Annotated in this window: 19 protein-coding genes and 1 tRNA gene; 15 read left to right on the top strand and 5 right to left on the bottom strand. The window is 67.6% G+C overall.

The window, feature by feature from the left end:
- Positions 1–31: 31 nt before the first annotated feature.
- A tRNA-Ala gene (locus JKF87_RS06110) sits at positions 32–107 on the bottom strand.
- Between the two features lie 161 nt (positions 108–268).
- Here JKF87_RS06110 and JKF87_RS06105 point away from each other — a divergent pair.
- The 6 genes from JKF87_RS06105 (at position 269) to JKF87_RS06080 (ending at position 6,318) form a co-directional block, all read left to right on the top strand.
- On the top strand, positions 269–574 hold the full coding sequence (locus JKF87_RS06105; RefSeq protein WP_201098358.1) for a YggT family protein: 306 nt from the start codon (positions 269–271) through the stop codon (positions 572–574).
- A gap of 149 nt (positions 575–723) precedes the next feature.
- A complete protein-coding gene (locus JKF87_RS06100; protein ID WP_201098356.1) occupies positions 724–1,605 on the top strand; it encodes a 3-hydroxybutyryl-CoA dehydrogenase in 882 nt (293 codons plus the stop codon).
- The gene (locus tag JKF87_RS06095; RefSeq protein ID WP_201098354.1) at positions 1,602–2,162 is read left to right on the top strand and encodes a phthalate transporter; all 561 of its coding nucleotides are present in this window, start codon (positions 1,602–1,604) and stop codon (positions 2,160–2,162) included. Before JKF87_RS06100 ends, JKF87_RS06095 begins: the two co-directional genes overlap by 4 nt.
- A 28-nt stretch (positions 2,163–2,190) precedes the next feature.
- Positions 2,191–3,423 carry a DUF418 domain-containing protein gene (locus JKF87_RS06090; RefSeq protein WP_201098352.1) on the top strand — a complete coding sequence of 411 codons (1,233 nt, stop codon included), beginning with the start codon at positions 2,191–2,193 and terminating at the stop codon, positions 3,421–3,423.
- A 40-nt stretch (positions 3,424–3,463) separates the two neighbouring features.
- Positions 3,464–5,347: a cobaltochelatase subunit CobT gene (gene cobT / locus JKF87_RS06085; RefSeq protein WP_201098350.1), complete on the top strand. Its 1,884-nt coding sequence runs from the start codon at positions 3,464–3,466 to the stop codon at positions 5,345–5,347.
- Positions 5,344–6,318: an esterase-like activity of phytase family protein gene (locus tag JKF87_RS06080; protein ID WP_201098348.1), complete on the top strand. Its 975-nt coding sequence runs from the start codon at positions 5,344–5,346 to the stop codon at positions 6,316–6,318. Before cobT ends, JKF87_RS06080 begins: the two co-directional genes overlap by 4 nt.
- Before the next feature lie 56 nt (positions 6,319–6,374).
- Here the strand turns inward: JKF87_RS06080 and JKF87_RS06075 are convergent, their stop codons facing one another.
- From JKF87_RS06075 to otsB, 3 genes are read right to left on the bottom strand one after another with little or no spacing between them, the layout of a single operon-like run.
- Positions 6,375–7,787, bottom strand: a complete 1,413-nt coding sequence (locus tag JKF87_RS06075; protein WP_201098346.1) for an alpha,alpha-trehalose-phosphate synthase (UDP-forming) — start codon at positions 7,785–7,787, stop codon at positions 6,375–6,377.
- Between the two features lie 55 nt (positions 7,788–7,842).
- Entirely contained in the window at positions 7,843–9,627 is a 1,785-nt protein-coding gene (locus JKF87_RS06070) for a glycoside hydrolase family 15 protein (protein ID WP_201098344.1), read from the bottom strand.
- A gap of 14 nt (positions 9,628–9,641) precedes the next feature.
- Positions 9,642–10,406 (bottom strand): trehalose-phosphatase, encoded by a 765-nt coding sequence (gene otsB, locus JKF87_RS06065; protein ID WP_370874311.1) that lies wholly within the window; start codon positions 10,404–10,406, stop codon positions 9,642–9,644.
- A gap of 170 nt (positions 10,407–10,576) precedes the next feature.
- On the opposite strand from otsB, the gene JKF87_RS06060 reads away from it, so the two are divergent.
- The 9 genes from JKF87_RS06060 (at position 10,577) to truA (ending at position 17,731) form a co-directional block, all read left to right on the top strand.
- Positions 10,577–11,569 (top strand): KpsF/GutQ family sugar-phosphate isomerase, encoded by a 993-nt coding sequence (locus tag JKF87_RS06060; protein WP_201098342.1) that lies wholly within the window; start codon positions 10,577–10,579, stop codon positions 11,567–11,569.
- Positions 11,570–11,579: 10 nt separating this feature from the next.
- On the top strand, positions 11,580–12,863 hold the full coding sequence (locus JKF87_RS06055; RefSeq protein ID WP_201098340.1) for a glycosyltransferase family 4 protein: 1,284 nt from the start codon (positions 11,580–11,582) through the stop codon (positions 12,861–12,863).
- A 30-nt stretch (positions 12,864–12,893) separates the two neighbouring features.
- The gene (locus JKF87_RS06050) at positions 12,894–14,054 is read left to right on the top strand and encodes a polysaccharide biosynthesis/export family protein (protein WP_201098338.1); all 1,161 of its coding nucleotides are present in this window, start codon (positions 12,894–12,896) and stop codon (positions 14,052–14,054) included.
- Between the two features lie 4 nt (positions 14,055–14,058).
- Positions 14,059–14,622, top strand: coding sequence for a hypothetical protein (locus JKF87_RS06045; protein WP_201098336.1), 564 nt, complete (start codon positions 14,059–14,061; stop codon positions 14,620–14,622).
- Between the two features lie 35 nt (positions 14,623–14,657).
- Positions 14,658–15,059: an acyl-CoA thioesterase gene (locus JKF87_RS06040; protein WP_201098334.1), complete on the top strand. Its 402-nt coding sequence runs from the start codon at positions 14,658–14,660 to the stop codon at positions 15,057–15,059.
- Between the two features lie 102 nt (positions 15,060–15,161).
- On the top strand, positions 15,162–15,737 hold the full coding sequence (def, locus tag JKF87_RS06035; RefSeq protein WP_201098332.1) for a peptide deformylase: 576 nt from the start codon (positions 15,162–15,164) through the stop codon (positions 15,735–15,737).
- Entirely contained in the window at positions 15,734–15,967 is a 234-nt protein-coding gene (locus JKF87_RS06030) for a hypothetical protein (RefSeq protein WP_201098330.1), read from the top strand. The genes def and JKF87_RS06030 overlap by 4 nt, the downstream gene beginning before the upstream one ends.
- A gap of 97 nt (positions 15,968–16,064) precedes the next feature.
- The gene (gene fmt, locus JKF87_RS06025; RefSeq protein ID WP_201098328.1) at positions 16,065–16,988 is read left to right on the top strand and encodes a methionyl-tRNA formyltransferase; all 924 of its coding nucleotides are present in this window, start codon (positions 16,065–16,067) and stop codon (positions 16,986–16,988) included.
- Complete coding sequence (truA, locus tag JKF87_RS06020) at positions 16,988–17,731, top strand: tRNA pseudouridine(38-40) synthase TruA (protein WP_201098326.1); 744 nt, start codon at positions 16,988–16,990, stop codon at positions 17,729–17,731. Before fmt ends, truA begins: the two co-directional genes overlap by 1 nt.
- 21 nt (positions 17,732–17,752) lie before the next feature.
- Here truA and JKF87_RS06015 read toward each other — a convergent pair whose 3' ends face one another.
- A complete protein-coding gene (locus JKF87_RS06015) occupies positions 17,753–18,796 on the bottom strand; it encodes an aspartate-semialdehyde dehydrogenase (protein ID WP_201098324.1) in 1,044 nt (347 codons plus the stop codon).
- Positions 18,797–19,086: the final 290 nt, after the last annotated feature.

Below are 19,086 nucleotides of genomic sequence, written 5' to 3'. Positions count from 1 at the left end.
ACGGTGGTCGATCTGATTTCTGCGGACCGCCTGGTGGAGCCGAGGGGAGTCGAACCCCTGACCTCGTCATTGCGAACGACGCGCTCTACCAACTGAGCTACGGCCCCGTTTCCAGTGCTGGATCGGGCCCCAGGCGAGGTCGGGACATAAGAGGGGCGCGGGCGCGGTGTCAACGGGCTTGTGCGCGCAATGGGCGCAGGGACGACGCCTGGATTGTCGGGCGGCGGGCGACAGTCTAGAAGCCGGTTTCGCTCTAGGGAGACACTTCATGGGTTACGCCATCGTCTGGCTGATCAACACCATCATCAGTCTGATGATCTGGTTCATCATCGCGCAGGCCATCCTGAGCTGGCTGGTGGCCTTTGACGTGGTCAACTACCGCAATCGTTTCGTCTATTCGGTGGGAACCTTCCTGGACCGGATCACCAGCCCGCTGCTGGAGCCGTTCCGCCGCATGATCCCCAGCCTGGGCGGCATCGACATCTCGCCCATCGTGGTGATCCTGCTGCTGCAGTTCGTGACCGTGCTGTTCAACCGCTCGGCGGCGCCCGCTCTGATCGCCATGCTGGGCTGAGACGCAACCGCCGGACGCGCCCGGCGGTCCGGACCGGGGTTCGCAGCGACACGAACGGGTCGGAATCTGACCTTGGGGCGCCGATGGCCCCTTGCGCCGCGCTCGCACCTTCCTAAGGTGCCCGCCCCGACCATTTTCGACCACGGTTCATGAGCACGATCTCCACAGTCGCCGTCATCGGCGCCGGACAGATGGGCGCAGGCATCGCCCACGCGGTGTCCCTGGGCGGTTATTCTGTCCGGCTTTATGACGTGAACGCCCAGCGCCTGCCCTTGGCCCAGGGCGAGATCGCGGCCAGTCTGGCGCGTCATACGGGCCGCGGCCTGATCGCCCAGGCCGACGCCGATGCGGCCCTGAAACGCATCACCGCCGTCACCACCATCGCAGACGCCGTCACGGGCGCAGACCTGGTGATCGAGGCGGCGCTGGAGGACGAGGCGGTCAAGAAGGGCGTCTACGCCCAGGTCATTCCGCATCTGGGGCCGCAGACGCTGCTGGCGTCCAACACCTCCTCGATCTCGATCACCCGTCTGGCCTCGGCGACGGACCGGCCCGACCGGTTCGTGGGCCTGCACTTCATGAAGCCCGCGCCGGTGATGAAGCTGGTGGAGATCATCCGCGGCATCGCCACCTCGGCCGAGACCCACTCCGCCGCCGTCGCCTTCGCCGAGAGCCTGGGCAAGACCACCACGGACGCCGAGGATTTCCCGGCCTTCATCGTCAACCGCATCCTGGTGCCGATGATGAATGAGGCGATTTTCGCCCTGTATGAAGGGGTCGGCAATGTCGCCTCAATCGACAAGGCCCTGCGTCTGGGCGCCAATCACCCGATGGGGCCGCTGGAGCTGGCCGACTTCATGGGGCTGGACGTGGTGCTGGCCATCATGAACGTGCTGTACGACGGCTTGGCCGACAGCAAATACCGGCCCTGTCCGCTGCTGGTGAAATATGTCGAGGCGGGGTGGCTGGGCCGCAAGAGCGGGCGCGGCTTCTATGACTATTCGGGCGAAACCCCGGTGCCGACACGATGAGCGGCCGGTTCGAGAGCTATGAGGATCTGCCCGGTCAGGCGCGGATCGTCGAGCGTCCGGGCTCTGTCTTCGCGATCGCCGCCGCCCTGGTCGGGGCCGCCTGGCCGCCGCTGATCCTGACCCTGCCGATCTGGCCGCCCAGTTCATGGATGCCGGGCTGGGAGCTGGACTGGCGGCTGATGGTGCTGGTCATCGGCCTGATCGCCGCGCCGCTGGGCCTGTGGCGGGTGCAGGTCGAGCGTCGCCGCAACGGCAGGCCGGGTTCGCGCCTGGGCGTGGTCTGGCGCTTCATGCTGTTCGGCGGACTGCTGGCGGCGGTGCTTCAGGTGGTCATGGCCCTGGCCCTGACGGCGCTGGGCGCGATGGCGTCGGGCAACGTCATGCAGGCCCTGGGCGCCGCAGAGACCACCCTGCTGATCTTCGGCGTGGGCGCCCTGCCCCTGTCGATCATCGTCGGCATCAGCTACGGCCTGTGGGCGGGCCTATGCGCGGCCTTCATCGCGTTTGAGGCCAAGCCAGTGGTCAAGGATCGCCTGGGATTGATGCCCAGGACCTGAATAGAACGGGCGAGGCTTGGGGGATCCGATGTCTGACGCAGCTGGAATTCAGGCCCTGTCCCCGGTCGCGCCGCGTCTGCGCATCGCGTCTCTGGACGCCATGCGGGGGCTGGCGATCCTGGGCATACTGGCGGTCAACGCCTCGGCTTTCTCATTGCCCTTCATGGCCTATGGCGAGCCTGCGCTAAGCCCGTTTGCGCTGGTCGGCGCCAACGCCGTGGCGCGTTGGGCGGTCGAGGTCTTCTTCGAGCAGAAATTCCTGACCCTGTTCGCCCTGCTGTTCGGGGCGTCCCTGTATCTGGTCGGCGGCGAGCGCAGCGATGCGGCGCGCGGGCGTCTGTTGCGGCGGCGCCTGTTCTGGCTGGCGGTCATCGGCCTGATCCATGGTCTGGCCTTGTGGTACGGCGACGTGCTGCTGCTCTACGCCTGGTCCGGTCTGTTCGTGATGCTGATGCGGTCGATGTCCGCCCGGCGTCTGATCGCCATCGGCCTGGGGGCGACGCTGGTGATGGGGGGGCTGCACGCGGTCATGGCCTGGTTGGCGGTGTCGGGCCCTGAGGCTCTGGTCAATGAGATGCAGGGCGGGGCGCCCGGTTTCGACATCGCCGCCGTTCAGGCCTCCATCGCCGCCTATCGCAGCGGCTGGGGCGCGGCCATGGGGCAGAACCTGTCGGCCTGGCTGTTCGTCCAGGGCATGAGCGTGACCGTGTTCGTCTTTTCGACCATCCCGCTGATGATGCTGGGCATGGGGCTGTTCAAGTCGGGCTTCTTTGGCGGACAGGCCTCGACGCGGACCTATCTGGCTGTGGCCGCTGTCGGCGCCGCCGTGCTGGCCCTGCTGGGCGGGCTGAAATGGATCGAGGTCATGGCGCCTGCGGGCGGCCATCCGACCGGTGGTCTGGCGGATGCGGCCATGGCTTTCCCGATCCTGATCACCCTGGGTTACGCCAGCCTGATCATCCTGTTGACCACGCGCGGTCTGGACTGGGCGACGGCGGCGTTGAGGCCGGTGGGGCGGATGGCCTTCACCAACTATCTGACCCAGACCCTGATCATGACCACCCTCTTCTACATGCCGTGGGGACCGCGCCTGTTCGGACAGGTGGATTATGTCGGGCAGTGGGGCGTGGTTGTCGTCGTCTGGGCGCTGCAGCTGATCTGGTCGCCGCTGTGGCTGGCGCGGTTCAGCATGGGGCCGTTGGAGTGGGTGTGGCGCTGCCTGACCTACGGCCGCCGGGTGCCGATTCTAAAACAGGGCTGAGAGCGCTTTTATCGCGCGCGGTTAGCGACTAACTGAAGGCATGGCCGCCCCGGATACTCCCGCCGAAACCTTCAAGCGCGCGCTGGGCCATGCCGCCCGCGCCCTGGCTGAACAGCCGGAACTGGAAGTCGTGTTCGGCTCTGACGGGCCGAAAATGGTTGGCGGCGTCCTGACCCTGCCCCATCCGCCGCGCGATCCGTCCGGGCCTGAAAGCGCGTCGCTGCGCGGTCAGGCCGACCGGCTGGCCCTGCGTCTGGCCAATCATGATCCGGCAGTCGACGGGCGGCTGCGCCCCACCGACAGCAAGGCCGCCGAGGTGTTCGAGGCCGCCGAGCAGGCGCGGGTCGAGGCGGTCGGGTCCGAGTTTCTGGCCGGGGTGCGCGGCAATCTGGACGCCGCCCTGGTCACGCGCCTGGAGCGGACGGGCGCCCTGCGCATCAACGAGCCGGAGCGGGTGCCGGTGTCCGAGGCCGTGGCCCTGCTGGTGCGCGAACGGCTGACCGGACGGCCTGCCCCGGACGGCGCCAGGGCCATGCTGGATCTGGTGCGCGCCAATATCGAGGCCAAGGCGGGCGAGAAGCTGGACGCCCTGGCGGCTGCGGCGGGTGATCAGGCCGTCTTCGCCCTGAAGCTGCGCGAGGTGCTGCGCGCGCTTGACCTCGATCCCGCCGACGGGCGCGGCGAGGACGCGTCCGAAGATCCCGGCGACGAGGAGCCGGACCCCCAGGATCCTGCGTCTGACGACGATCAGGATGAGGAAGAAGAGGAGGACGGCGGCGAAGGCTCGCAGTCGATGGAGGGCGACGCCGACGATCAGTCTTCGGAGGATGAACGCGAGAGCCGCCCCGAAGGCGCGCCCGCCGACCCTGACGGCCAGGCCTCCGACGAAGGCCCCGAACTGCAGGAGGGCGAACAGCCCAACCGCCAGCAGACCGCCGACGACGGCCGGGCCGTGGACGCCTACCGCGTCTTCACCACCGCCTATGACGAGGTGGTGGACGCCGCCGACCTGTGCGACCCGATGGAGCTGGACCGGTTGCGCGCCCTGCTGGACGGCCAGCTGGCGGTGCTGTCCAGCGTGGTCTCGCGCCTGGCCAACAAACTGCAGCGCCGTCTGCTGGCCCAGCAGAACCGATCCTGGATCTTCGATCTGGAAGAGGGGATGCTGGACACCGCGCGCCTGACCCGGATCGTCACCGACGTCACCGCCCCCCTGTCGTTCAAGGCCGAGAGCGAAAGCCCGTTCCGCGACACGGTGGTGACTCTGCTGCTGGACAACTCGGGCTCGATGCGCGGGCGTCCGATCATGGTCGCCGCCGTCTGCGCCGACATCCTGGCGCGGACGCTGGAGCGGTGCGGGGTCAAGGTCGAGATTCTGGGCTTCACCACGCGCGCCTGGAAGGGCGGGCAGAGCCGCGAAGCCTGGATCAGCGCGGGCAAGCCCGCCAATCCGGGCCGCCTGAACGACCTGCGCCACATCATCTACAAGGCCGCCGACGCGCCCTGGCGGCGGGCCAAGAAGAACCTGGGCCTGATGATGCGCGAAGGCCTGCTGAAGGAAAACATCGACGGCGAGGCCCTGCAATGGGCGCACGGGCGCCTGTTGGCCCGCACCGAGCAGCGCCGCATCCTGATGGTCATTTCCGATGGTTCGCCGGTCGATGACTCGACCCAGTCGGCCAACGCCGCCCTCTATCTGGACAAGCACCTGCGCCAGGTGATCGCAGAGATCGAGGATCGCTCGCCGGTCGAACTGCTGGCCATCGGCATCGGCCATGATGTGACCCGTTGGTACCGCAAGGCCCTGACCATCGTCGACGTCGAGCAGCTGGCCGGGGCCATGACCGAGAAGCTGGCCGAACTGTTCGAGGCGGACACCGCCGCCGGGCCGACGCGGCGGTCGTCCCGGAAGCGCGCCGCGTGAAACGGATTCGCCGTCTGACGGCGGTCTGGGCGGCCCTGACACTGACGGCCTGCGCAGCGTCGCTGGGACCGCCGCAACCCTATCCTCTGGTCACGGACGGATGGACGCCTGCGGTCGTGCAGTTGCGCAGCGTCGGTCTGGGCCTGCCGGGCGGGGCGGTTCTGGCGGCGGGGGTGACCTTTGCGGGCGGGCTGTCGATCATCGCCGACCCGACCTCGCCGGTTCACAGCCTGTCGGACTTGAAGCTGACCGGCGACGGCAAGGTCGTCATGGTGTCGGACGTGGGCGATCTGGTCATCGCCGACCTGCGGCTGGATGGGCAGGGGCGTCTGGTCGGACTGGACCATCTGCGCACCCGCCGCCTGACGCTGCAGAACGGTCAGCCCATCGCCGACAAGCGTGACGGCGACGCCGAAGGCCTGGCCCTGACCCCGGAGGGCGACCTGTTGATGAGTTTCGAGCGAAACCATCGGCTGTGGAATTACGGCCCCCTGTCGGCCCTTCGGCCCGACCCGCAGGCTTTGCGCATTCCCGATTTCGACTTCGCCGAGAATGACGGGATGGAGGCGGTGTCGATCACCGCCGACGGATGGCGCATCGCGGGCGAGGCGGGCGGCCTGTGGGACTGCACCCCTGCGCGTTGCGTGGTGGTGACATCGCCGCCGCAGACGCCGGTTCCCCTCAGCGGCTGGCGCATCACCGGCATGGACCGCGACCCGTCGGGCGACGGCTGGTTCGTGGTCGAGCGCCGCTATCGCGCGCCCATCGACCTGCGCGCCCGCCTCCGCCGCCTGTCGCTGGACGGGTCGCTGGGGCCGGTGCTGGTTGAGTTGAAGCTGCCGGGAACGACGGATAATTTCGAAGGCGTCGCAGCCGAGCGGCGGGGCGACGCGACGCGGCTCTACATCCTGTCCGACGACAATTTCAATCCGGTGCAGCGGACCTTGCTGCTGGCCTTCGACCTGCGCTGATCCGCATTTTCGTCACCGTCGCCCTCGGTTCAGGCCCGAGTGTGGCGAAAGGGGGGCTAGGCCGCCCCCGGCCACTGGCTGTTTTCAGGCTCGCCGTCGGCGGGCAGCAGGGCCTTGACGAAGGCGTCGCGCCAGATGCCGACGTCGGTGTCGCGCACCACCTGCATCAACGCCTCCCATTTGCGGATGCGCTCGTCCAGCGGCATGGTCAGGGCCTTGTGGATGGCGTCGGACAGCTCCTCGCGGCTGTAGGGATTGACCAGCAGGGCCTCGCCCATCTGCTCGGCCGCGCCCGCGAACCGCGACAGGATCAGCACGCCGGGATCTTCCGGATTCTGGGCGCAGACATATTCCTTGGCCACTAGGTTCATGCCGTCGCGCAGGGGCGTGACCAGACCCACCCGCGCCGCCCGATAGATGCCCGCCAGCTGGTCCCGGCGATAGGTGCGGTTCAGATAGCGGATGGGCTGCCAGTCCATGTCGCCAAAGGCGCCGTTGATCCGCCCTGCCAGGGCGTCCAGCCGCGCCCGGATGTCCTGATAGGAATCCACGTCGTCGCGTGAGATCGGCGTCACCTGCAGCAGGAAGACCTCGCCCCGCATCGACGGATTGTCCTGCAGGAACTGCTCATAGCCCAGCAGCCGCTCCTCCAGCCCCTTGGAGTAGTCCAGCCGGTCCACGCCGACGATCATCTTGCGGAAGGCGGCGGAGGCGGCCATCCGGTCATAGGTCCGCGCGCCCAGCGTCGAGTTGCGCGCCGCAAGGAAGCCCTCGACGTCGATGCCGATGGGGAAGACGCCCGTCTGGACCCGGCGTCCGAAACACTCCAGCCCGCCGTCGCCGAACAGTTCGCCCCGCGCCTCGCTGACCACATAGTCGGTGAACAGGTCGCTCCATTCCTGGGTGTGGAAGCCGATCAGGTCGAAGTCGAACATGGATTCCACCAGACGCCGGTGGTGGGGCAGGGTGACCAGAAGCTGGCGCGTCGGCCAGGGGGTGTGCAGGAAGAAGCCGATCCGGTTGCGCACGCCCAGACGGCGCAGGTCCCGCGCCATCGGGATCATGTGATAGTCATGGATCCAGATCATGTCGTCGGGCTGGATCAGGGGCGCCAGAACCTCGGCGAAGCGTCGGTTCACCCGCTCATAGCCCTCGCCGTACGACCGTTCGTACTGGGCCAGATCGGTGCGGTGGTGGAACAGGGGCCACAGGGTCTTGTTGGCGTAGCCGTTGTAATATTCGTCGACGTCGTGCGGCTCCAGATCGACCAGGGCCACCGTGACCCCGGCCCGATCCTCGATCTTCACCTCGCCGGTCCATTGTTCGACGGTTTCGCCGGACCAGCCGAACCACAGGCCGTCGTATTTCCGAAGGGCCGCAGACAGGGCCATGGCCAGGCCCCCGGCGGACCCGGCGGCGGGATCCCTGGGTGCGGATACGCGATTCGAAACAACGATCAGGCGGCTCATCTACTCACTGCTGGCGGCGTCCCCAGCCCAGGGACGGAAAAAGGCGGTTCAGGTCTTAACGCACGTCGGTCCAGGATCGACTCAACAACACGGCGCAATTGATGATGCCGACCAGGGAATAGGTCTGCGGATAATTGCCCCACAGTTCCCCGTCCTCGATGGAGATGTCCTCGCTGAGCAGGCCCGCCGCCGTGCGGCGGCTCAGCATCTCCTCGAAGATGGTGCGGGCCTCGGCGGCGCGCCCGTTCTGCAGCAGGGCCTCGATGAACCAGAAGGTGCAGAAGTTGAAGGCCGTCTCCGGTTCGCCGAAATCGTCCGGCTCGACATAGCGGAACAGGAAGGCGCCCTTCTTCAGATCGCGTTCGATGGCGTCGAAGGTGGCCACCTGACGCGGATCGTGCGCCTCCAGGAAGCCCAGGTCGGTCATCTGCAGCAGGGAGGCGTCCAGTTCGCGATTGCCGAAGCTGGCGGCGAATCGCCCCTCGTCGGGCAGGAAGGCCTCGGCCTCGATCCGTTGGCGGATGATGGCCGCTCGCTCGCGCCAGATCTCGCCGCGCGGCTGCAGGCCCAGATGGTCCGCCGCCTTGGCCAGACGGTCGCAGGCCGCCCAGCACATGACCGAGGAATAGGTGTGGACCCGCGCGATCGTGCGGAACTCCCACAATCCGGCGTCGGTCTGGTCATGCATGGCGAAGGCGCGCTCGCCGACCTTCTCCAGCGCATGGAAATCCTCCACCGTGCCGGGCCGCAGCAGCCGCTGGTCATAAAAGGCCTGAACCAGAGGCAGGACGATCTGTCCGTACACGTCGTGTTGCAGATGCTCGTGCGCCTGGTTGCCGATCCGCACCGGCTTCATGCCGCGATAGCCCGCGACGCTCTCGATGATGCTTTCACCGATGCCGGGCTCCAGGCCCACGCCATAGACCGGCTGGACGTGGCCGCCCGCCGCGTCATCGACCAGGTTCCTCAGATAGCCGAGATAGTTCTCAAGAATGTCCACCGCGCCCAGCCGGTTCAGCGCCCGCACCGTGTAGTAGGCGTCCCGGATCCAGCAGTAGCGGTAGTCCCAGTTGCGCCCGCTCTCGGGGAACTCGGGCACCGAGGTGGTCATGGCCGCGACGATGGCCCCTGTCTCCTCATAGGCGCAGAGCTTCAGGGTGATGGCGGCGCGGATGACCGCGTCCTGCCAGTCCAGCGGCAGATACAGGGTCTGAACCCAGCTCTGCCAATAGTCCACTGTGCGATCCAGCGCGGCCTGAACGCCCGTGCTGATGTCCTGGTCATAGCCCTCGTCCGGGCCGAGGAAGAAGTAATAGGGCCGCTCCAGCCGGATCGTCCGTTCATTGAGAATGTGCGAGACCGGACAGTCGGTGGTCAGGCGGAAGACGATGTCCGGGCAGATGAAGCGGATGTGGTTCGAGCCCGAGGTGTGGGGCGCGGCTTTGGCGCCCCAGTCCGTCGATGGGCGCAGCCTCATCCTGACGCGCGGCGTGCCGTTCAGCGGTCGGACAATCCGCCCGAAAGCCAGCGGGCGATAGGTGCGGGCGTGTTTGGCGTGGCGGGGGGCGAAGTCGATGATCTCGACCGCCGCGCCGTCTCTGGCGGTCAGCACGGTGCGCAGCACAGGGGTGTTGCGCACATAGGCCTGGTCGACGCTGACCTGATCCTCCAGTTCGACGGCCCAGAAGCCGTGATCGGGCGTGTCGCCGTTCATCAGGGCGGAGAAGACCGGATCGCCGTCCACGCGCGGGGCGCAGGCCCAGACGAAGCGGCCTTGCCGGTCGATCAGGGCGCTGATGGCGCAGTTGCCGATGGGCCAGAGATCCAGATTGGGTTTCATGCTCGCATTCAGGCTCACGTCTGGGCCTCGGCGATTGCTTCCAGCCAGGTCAGGACGGCGTCGACGTCGTCCAGCCCGTAACGGGCGGCGGTCGGGCGGACGGGGCCGACCAGAACGCCGTAGCCGCCCAGGGCCTTGGCGGCCTCGAACCCGTCTTCATCGGTCACGTCGTCCCCGACCATGACGGGCAGGGCGTCTTTGAACGGCGCCTCGCGCATGAAGGCGGTCAAGGCCGTGCCCTTGGTCGCGCCGGGCGTCTTCAGCTCCAGCACCATATGGCCGGGCTGCAGCGTCAGACCGGTTTCGATCTGCAGGCGGTCGGCCAGCGCCTCGGCGGCGCGCGCCTGATCGGGGGCGCCGCGATAGTGGAGCCCGGCGGAAACCCCCTTGTCCTCGACGATCATGCCCGGACGGTGCGCAGCGAAGGCCTCAAAGGCCTCAAGCGCGTAGGCGACGCCGTCGTCGGCCGGTTTTCGCTCCGTCTCGCCGTCATGACGCCGCCGCTCCAGCCCGTGCACGCCGGAGGCGGCGGTCAGGGCATGGTCGGAAATCCGGTCGATCTCGGCGATGGTGCGGCCGCTGATGATGGCGACGCGGCCCCCTAGACGAAGGTCGAGCGCCTTCAACGCGGCGGTGCGGCGGGCGACCGGCCCGACCTCTCCCGGCGTCGGGGCCAGGGGGGCCAGAACGCCGTCCATGTCCAGGAACAGGGCCATGTGGTCTCCCCGTACAGGCGGTGCAGGCAGGATGAGGTCGACGGTTCCGGCGCGAGACGGCATGAGGCTTCGGCTCTTTCTTTTGTTCCCCGGTGTTGCAACGCGCCAGACCGGCAAAGGTTGACCAGAAAGCGACAAAGGCGTCTGAAAAGGACGAGTTGCGCGCCACGCGCGGGTGGGGCAATGGCCGCAGCCTCGAACAAAGGAGAGCCCGACTACGGGCCTGTCGCCAGATGACCGAGATCGAACATTCGTCGCCGGACGCCATCGCCGTCATGACCGAACGGGCGCGCGAGGTCGTCAAGCTGAACATGGAGGCGCTGGAGGCGCTGGAGCGCTCCATCGACGTCTCCATCGCCCGCGCCGTCGATGTGATCATGAGCCGCCCCGGCTATGTGGTCGTCACCGGCATGGGCAAGTCGGGCCATATCGGCGGCAAGATCGCCGCGACCCTGGCCTCGACGGGCACCAATTCCTTCTTCGTCCATCCGGCGGAAATGAGCCACGGCGACCTGGGGATGCTGCGCCCTGACGTGACGCTTCTGGCCATCTCCAACTCCGGCGAGAGCCGCGAACTGCGTGATCCGCTGATCTATTGCCAGCGCAACAACATCCCCGTCATCGCCATCACCCAGCGTCCGACCAGCTTCCTGGGCCGCAACGCCGCCGTCTGCCTGACCATGCCCAAGGTGGCGGAAGCCTGCCCCAACGGACTGGCGCCGACGACCTCGACCCTGATGACCCTGGCGCTGGGCGACGCCCTGGCCATGGTGCTGATGGATCGGCGAGAGTTCACGGCCATGGACTTCGGTCTGCATCATCCGGGCGGCGCCCTGGGCATGAGCCTGCAGAGCGTGCGCGAGTGGATGGGCGACAACGCCGCCGCCCCCGCCAGCGTGCCCCTGAGCGCCAGTTTCAGCGAAGTCGTCTCCGCCGTCACCGAGGGGCGCAAGGGCGCCGTCGCGGTTCTGGATGACGCCGGTTCGCTGGTCGGCATCGTCACCGACGGCGACCTGCGCCGCGCCTTCCAGCGCGACATCAACGGCCTGACCGCGGCCGACATCATGGGCGCCAATCCGATCACGGTGGACACCAATGCGCGGATGAGCGACGTGGTCGATCTGCTGACGGCCAACAAGATCTCCAACCTGTTCGTGGTGGAGGAGGGGCGCCCCGTCGCCATCGTCCACATCGCCGAACTGATGCAGGCGGGCTACGTCGCCTGACCGCGTGACCATGAGAATCCTCTACGACGCCAGCCGGTTGATGAGCCGGGCCGACCGCTCCGCCCCCACCGGGGTGGACCGGGTCTGTCTGGCCTATGCCGAATGGTTGTTGTCGCGTCCTGACGTGACGACCATTCCCGTGCGGGGGCGCAAGAACCGGCTGGTCACCGTCGACGGCGACTGGTTCCGGCGTTTCGTCGTCGATCTGCGGGCGCGCTGGAACGGCGCGGTCAGCACTCCCGCTGACCTGGCGCACGAAGCCCGTTTGCTGCAGGCCTTGACGGCGTTGGCCCGCCCCGCCGCCTCGGTCATCGGCGAACCGCCTGCGCCCGCGCCTGAAAAGCCCGCCGACAAGACCCGGGTGCTGAAACAGTTCTTCCGCTCCAACCACGCGCAGCGTCTGCCGGATGCCGACCTGTATCTGAGCGTCGGCCACACCACCCTGCATGAATCGACCGCATTGCAGGAGTTGGAGGCCGCCGGCGTCGAGCGGGTGATCCTGATCCACGACCTGATTCCGATCACCCACCCCGAGTTCTGCCGCCCGGGCGATGGCGACAAACACTATGCCCGGGTCACCAACACGCTACGCTACGCCAGCCGTGTGATCGTCAACTCGGCATACACCGGTGATGAACTGCGGGCCTTTGCGTCGCGAGAGGGTTTGCCCCAGCCGCCGATTCACGTCGCGCACCTGGGCCTGGAGCCCGTCTTTGTCGCGGGCGAGGCCATACAGGCGTCTCGACCCTATTTCGTCCATGTCGGCACCATCGAGGCGCGCAAGAACCTGGCTCTGCTGCTGACCCTGTGGCGCAGACTTGAGGAGCGGATGGGCGGCCAGACGCCGTCGCTGGTCCTGGTCGGGCGTTACGGCTGGGAGAATGAGGCGGTTCTGGATCATCTGCAGCGTTCGCCCAATCTGCGCGGGGTCGTGCATCAGGCCGCCAATCTGTCGGACGTGGTTCTGGCGCGGCTGATGCGCGGGGCGCAGGCGGTTCTGGCGCCCTCGTCGGTCGAGGGGTTCGATCTGCCTGCCGTCGAGGCCTGCGCCATGGGCCTGCCGCTGATCGCCTCGGACATTCCGCCGCATCGTGAACTGACGCCCCACGCACTGATGATTGATCCGCTGGATGGACTGGGCTGGCTGAACGCGATCCAACAGGCCGCCTCCGTCCCGCCGCCTTCCCCGTCCAGATATTCGGCCCCGACCTGGCCGGCACATTTCCAGATCGTGGCCGAGGCTATCGGTCTGGAACCCGTTTCGCCTCTGGCGAGCACGGGCAAAGACTTGTAATCAATCCGCGAACGAGGGCTTTTCAGCTTCATGACGCGCACCATTCTGCCGCTTGCCATCGTCGCCATTCTGGGCGGCTGCTCGACGCTTCCGCGCGACGGGCCTTCCGGCGCCTCCATCGATTCCGGCGCCACGACGGCTCAGGCCCTGGGCAGCTACGCCCTGGTGCCCCTGACCTATGAAGTGACCGAGCGGATCAAACATGTCCCGCCGCAGTTCTTCGGCACCCTGGCGACGGCCTCCAGCGAACAGCCCGTCGACATCATCGGCGAGGGCGACACCCTGGCCGTGTCGATCTACGACCCGTCGGGTTCCTTGTTCGGCGGCGGCGGGAGCAGCAATAGCCGCTCAGCCAGCATCGAGGGTGGAAGCCAGGCCCTGCCGGGCGCGGTCGTGGATCGCAGTGGTTCGATCTCCATTCCCTTCGCCGGGCAGATTCATGTCCAGGGTCTGACCTCGACCCAGGCCGCCGCCGCGATCCGCCGCGCGCTGGTCGGCAAGGTCGCCAATCCGCAGGTCATGGTCGCTATTGCGGGCAATGTCTCCAACAGCGTCAATGTGCTGGGCGACGTTCGCCAGCCGGGCCGCGTGCCGGTCGGCGTCAACCGCGACCGGATTCTGGACGTCATCGCCGCCGCAGGCGGTTCGGCGCGTTCCACCGACGACCTGACCATCTCGATCCAGCGCGCAGGTCAGACCTATACCGCCCCCCTGTCGGCCGTGACGACCGAGTTCGGTGAAAACGTCCGCCTGCAGCGCGGCGACGTGATCAATGTCCAGTACAAGCCGCGCCGTTTCTCCACCTTCGGCGCCCTGAACGCCGTGGCCCAGGTGGACATGCCCGCCGGTCCCATGACCCTGACCGGGGCCATGTCCAAGGTCGGCGGTCTGAACACCAACGCCGCCAACGCGCGGCGGGTCATGGTCTTTCGCTTCGAGCGGCCGGAAGTCGCTCAGGCACTGGGGATCAATCAACCCGCGACGCCGCGAGGCGTGCCGGTGGTCTATGAGTTGAACTTCGCCGACGCCGCCAATGTCTTCGCCGCCACCAATATGCAGGTGATGCCGGAGGACGTGGTCTATGTGCCCCTGGCGGGCGCCGCCGAGATGCGGAAATTCTTCGAAGTCGTTCAGAGCATGACCCGGGTCGTCTATGACATCTCGGTCACCAGCACCCTGAACAACAACTGATCCCATGGCCTGGCGCGACCTGTTTTCCGGCCTGACGGGCGGCAGGCGCGCCAAGGATCAGGAAGCGGATCACGATCCCTTCACCCGCCCCGAAGCCGTCGAGGCGACGGAGCCCGATGGTCTGGCCCTGGCTCTGGATGAGATCGAAGCCGCAGCGCTTGAGGTCTATGCTTCAAACGGCCTGCCGGACCAGCCGGGCCACTACCGCCGCGCGCCGAACGAGACGGAGTGGCGGTTCCTCGGCGCGCATCTGGCACCCGAGGCGCGGTTCGCCCTGGCGCTGGAGCATCCGCCCGAACAGGGTTGGCGGTTTGCGCGGCTTCAAGACCTCGGGGCTCGGTCGGATCGGGCGGACGTGCGCGAGGCCTCGCGCCTGCTGAACGACGTCGCCGAGTTGCGCCGCGCCCGCCGGGGCGTCTTGACCCAGGAACACCTGTTGATGGCGATGGAGCTTGGCGGGGCGTGGCGCGCCCTTCAGGACGCCAGGGCCATCCGAAGCTCGCAGTTGAGCCTGTCCGTCCCCCGGAAACCTCGCGCCAGACGCGACAAGCCCGTTTCCGAGGCGTAGGAACAGCGCCTCCCCGAACGCCAGAGCTTTCTCCCATGTCCGACACGCCCGCCTATCCGCCCGAAACCCAGCCCGTCGGCCGCATCGTCGCCATGCCGGCGGACACCAACCCCGAGGGTGACATCTTCGGCGGCTGGCTGCTGGCCCAGATGGACCTGGCGGGAGCGACCCCGGCGTTCGAGCTGGCGCGCGGACGTTGCGCCACGGTGGCGCTGGACGGCATGGTCTTCCACCAACCGGTCTCGGTCGGCGACGAGGTCAGCATCTACGCCGAGGTCATCCATGCAGGTCGCACCTCGATCCGCGTCAGCGTCGAGGCCTGGAAGAGGGCGCGCGGTCAGCCGCAGGTCGCCTCTGTGCGGGTGACGCAAGGCGTCTTCACCTATGTCGCCATCGACGAAAACCGCAAACCCCGCGCCCTGCCCGGCAAGGAGTGAGGGCTGCGCCGACTGCGGCGATCAGGCCATAGGGGCGCGACAAACCTGACCGTGCAGGTCGGAAATCTTGACCTTCTCATGGGGCGGGCTTACCTCCCGCTCATGGCTATTCGTCGCATCCTCACCATTGATAACGCCGCCGATCTGGCGATCCTGAAGCAGGTCTCCAAGCCCGTCGCGGCTGTGGACGACGCCGTCCGCACCCTGATGGACGACATGCTGGACACCATGTACGACGCGCCGGGCATCGGCCTGGCCGCCGTTCAGGTGGGCGCGCTGGACCGGGTCATCGTCATGGACCTGGGCGACAAGGACGGCGTGGTCTGCGAGACCGAGGAAGAGGCCGCCGAGAACGCCGAGGCGCGCAAGAACCCGCGTTTCTTCGCCAATCCTGAAATCCTCTGGTCGTCGGACGAGCTCTACACCTACGAAGAGGGCTGCCTGTCGATCCCGGAATATTTCGACAAGGTGGAACGTCCCGCCCGCGTCCGTATTCGCTATCTGAACCGTGCTGGCGAACAGGTGGAGGAAGAGGCCGAAGGTCTTTACGCCGTCTGCATCCAGCACGAGATGGATCACCTTAACGGCGTGCTCTTCATCGACCATCTGTCGCGGCTCAAGCGCGAGCGCGCCGTGACCAAGGTCAAGAAGGCCGCCCGAGACAGGATCGCCGCATGAGCCGCCGCACGCCCCGCCGCAACGCCTCCGTCGTCATTGACACCAACGGCCGTCGGCGCCTGACGCGCAGCCAGAAGATCGGCGTGGCGGGTGTGGCCACCGTCGCCGGGATCGCGCTGCTGGGCGTGGTCGCGGGCCTGCTGCTAGATCGGCTGTTGGATTTCGACGACGCGCTGGACGCGGGCGGCGAATGGGATGAGGGCGGCGGCGTCTTCACCCGCTGGCAGTAAGCGCCGCAAACCAAATTTAAGAGAGAGCATGATTCACGCTCCGGCCTGAACCGCGTAACGGTTCCGTCCGAAACGATCATGCTCTAAAGGCGTGCCCATGCGCCTTGCCTTCATGGGAACTCCCGATTTCGCCGTGCCGTCTCTGGCCGAGCTTATTGCTTCGGGTCACGAGATCGTCGCCGTCTATTCGCAGCCGCCGCGCCCCAAGGGCCGGGGTCAGAAGCTGACGCCGTCGCCGGTCCACGCCTTTGCCGAAACCATGGGCCTGCCGGTCTTCACGCCCGAGAGCATGAAGGCCCAGGACGCCATCGACACCTTCCAGAGCCTGGACCTGGATGCGGCCTGCGTCGTCGCCTATGGCCAGATCCTGAAGCCCGCCGTGCTGGAGGCGCCGCGTCTGGGCTGCCTGAACCTGCATGGCTCGCTTCTGCCCCGCTGGCGGGGCGCCGCCCCCATCCAGCGCGCCATCATGGCCGGTGACGCCCAGACCGGCGTCCAGATCATGCAGATGGGCGAGGGGCTGGACGAAGGCCCCATCCTGCTCAGCGAACTGATGGACATCCGCCCTGACGACACGGCCGCCAGCCTGTCCGAACGCATGGCCCATGTCGGCGCCGCCCTGTGGCCCCGCGCCCTGGCCGCCATCGAGCGCGGCGGCGTCACGCCCAGCGAACAGGCGGGCGAGGCCACCTATGCGCGCAAGATCACCCCGGCGGAGGCCCGCATCGACTGGACCCGTCCGGCGGCCGAGGTGGACGCTCATATCCGCGGCCTGTCGCCCTTCCCCGGCGCCTGGTTCGAGGCCCCGTCAGAGGCTGGCCCCGTGCGCATCAAGGCCCTGTTGTCGACGCTGGCGGATGGGTCGGGGGCGCCGGGCGCGGTGCTGGACGACGCCCTGACCGTGGCCTGTGGTAGCGGCGCGGTGCGTCTGATCCGCGTTCAGCGCGAGGGCAAGGCGGCGCAAAGCGCGGATGAGATGCTGCGCGGCTTTCCCCTGCCTGCGGGGACGGTGCTCGGCTGATGCCGCGCTACAAGCTGACCCTGGAATACGACGGCACGGCCTACAATGGTTTTCAGGCCCAGGACGGCCAGCCGACGGTGCAGGGCGCGGTCGAGGACGCCATCGCGGCCTTTTCGGGCGAACGCATCCGCATCGCAGCGGCGGGACGAACCGACGCCGGGGTCCACGCCACGGCCCAGGTCATCCATGCCGATCTGGACCGCGACTGGCCGGTCGCCACGGTGCTGAACGCCATCAACGCCCATCTGGTGCGCCAGGACGTCTGCGTTCTGGCGGCGGACTATGCGCCCGATCCTGAGTGGCACGCCCGGTTTTCGGCGACGGGCCGGGGCTATCTGTACCGCATCCTGAACCGCCGCCCCCAGCCGGTGCTGGAGCGTGACCGCGTCTGGCACGTCAAGAAGACGCTGGACGCCGAGGCCATGCATCATGCGGCCCAGGTGCTGGTGGGCCACCACGACTTCACCACCTTCCGCGACGTGGGCTGCCAGTCCAGGTCGCCGGTCAGGACGCTGGACGTGGCCCGTGTCAGCCGCTTCGACGAAGAGGTGCATCTGGTGTTCCAGGCCCGCAGTTTCCTGCACCGTCAGGTCCGCTCGATGGCCGGGACGCTGGTCGAGGTGGGCCTGGGCCGCTGGAGCGCCCATGATTTCAAGGCGGCGCTGGAAGCGAAGGACCGCGCGCGGTGCGGCCCCGTCGCCCCCTCGGCGGGGCTCTATCTCAGCGGCGTGCGCTACGACTGAACCCCGCCTGTTCGACCTGGATCAGCCGTTCTGCTGGATCAGGACCTCGGCGATCTGAACCGCGTTCAGAGCCGCGCCCTTCCTCAGATTGTCGTTGGACACGAACAGGGCCAGGCCGTGCTCGACCGTCGGATCGGGGCGCACGCGGCCGACGAAGACCGGGTCCTTGCCGGTGGCGTCCAGCGGGTTCGGCACCGCCGTCACCACTACGCCCGGCGCCTGACCCAACAGTTCCAGCGCCGCCTCGACCGAGATCGGGCGATCGAACTCAGCATTGATCGACAGGGAGTGACCCGAATAGACCGGAACGCGCACGCATGTGCCGGACACCGGCAGGCCGGGGATCTCCAGGATCTTGCGGCTTTCGTCGCGCAGCTTCAGTTCCTCGTCGGTATAGCCGTCTTCCGACAGGCTGTAGTTCAGGGCCACCACATTGTTGGCGATCGGCACGACCCACTTCTCAGGCGCGCCGAAATCGACCGCGCCGCCGTCGCGGGCCAGGGCCGCGCCCTGATCCACGGTCGCGCGGCTCTGGGTCTCCAGAACACGGATGCCCTCGACCCCGCCGCCCGACACGGCCTGATAGGTCGAGACGGTCAGACGCTTCAGGCCCGCCGCCTCATGCAGGGGCTTCAGCACCGGCATGGCGGCCATGGTGGTGCAGTTGGGGTTGGCGATGATGCCCTTGGGGCGGTCGGCCAGGGCGTGCGGGTTCACCTCGGCGACGACCAGCGGAACGTCCGGGTCGCTGCGGTAGGCGGACGAGTTGTCGATCACCACGGCGCCGGCGGCGGCGACCTTGGGAGCCAGGGCGCGCGAGGTTTCGCCGCCCGCCGAGAAGAAGACGATGTCGAGGCCGGCATAGTCTGCGGTCGCCGCATCCTCGACCACCACCTCGGCGTCGCCGAAGCGGATGGTCTTGCCCGCCGACCGGGCCGACGCGAACAGGCGCAGCGAGGCCAGCGGGAAATTCCGCTCGGCCAGCAGGCCGCGCATCATCTCGCCGACAAGGCCGGTGGCGCCAACGATGCCCACGTGGGGCGGATTGGACGGGGAAAAGGTCATGTAGGGCGTCTCCTGGGAAGGTGGGAGGCGCGGGGCGTACGATCCGGCTGGACCGCCCCGCGCGTCGGCGGGGCTTGGGATCGAGGTTGTCGCTTAGACCTTGCGCACACCCGAAACCGCCCCGCCGAGGCAGGTGGTTTTCGAGGTAATGGTTTTGGTCATGAGCATGGACACGGCGACGCTCTCTAAGGGCGAGAAACGGTCGTGTAAACAGGCAATCTGGGAATGATCGGGCGCAGGCGTTGCTGTGGCGTGTGCGTCGCGCAAAAACTTCGTCATCCTCGCCACAG

The sequence above is a fragment of the Brevundimonas nasdae genome (assembly GCF_016654005.1).
Taxonomy (GTDB): Bacteria; Pseudomonadota; Alphaproteobacteria; order Caulobacterales; family Caulobacteraceae; genus Brevundimonas; species Brevundimonas nasdae.
Note: the sequence above shows the minus strand (reverse complement) of the source record. Positions and strands in the feature narration are given on the sequence as shown.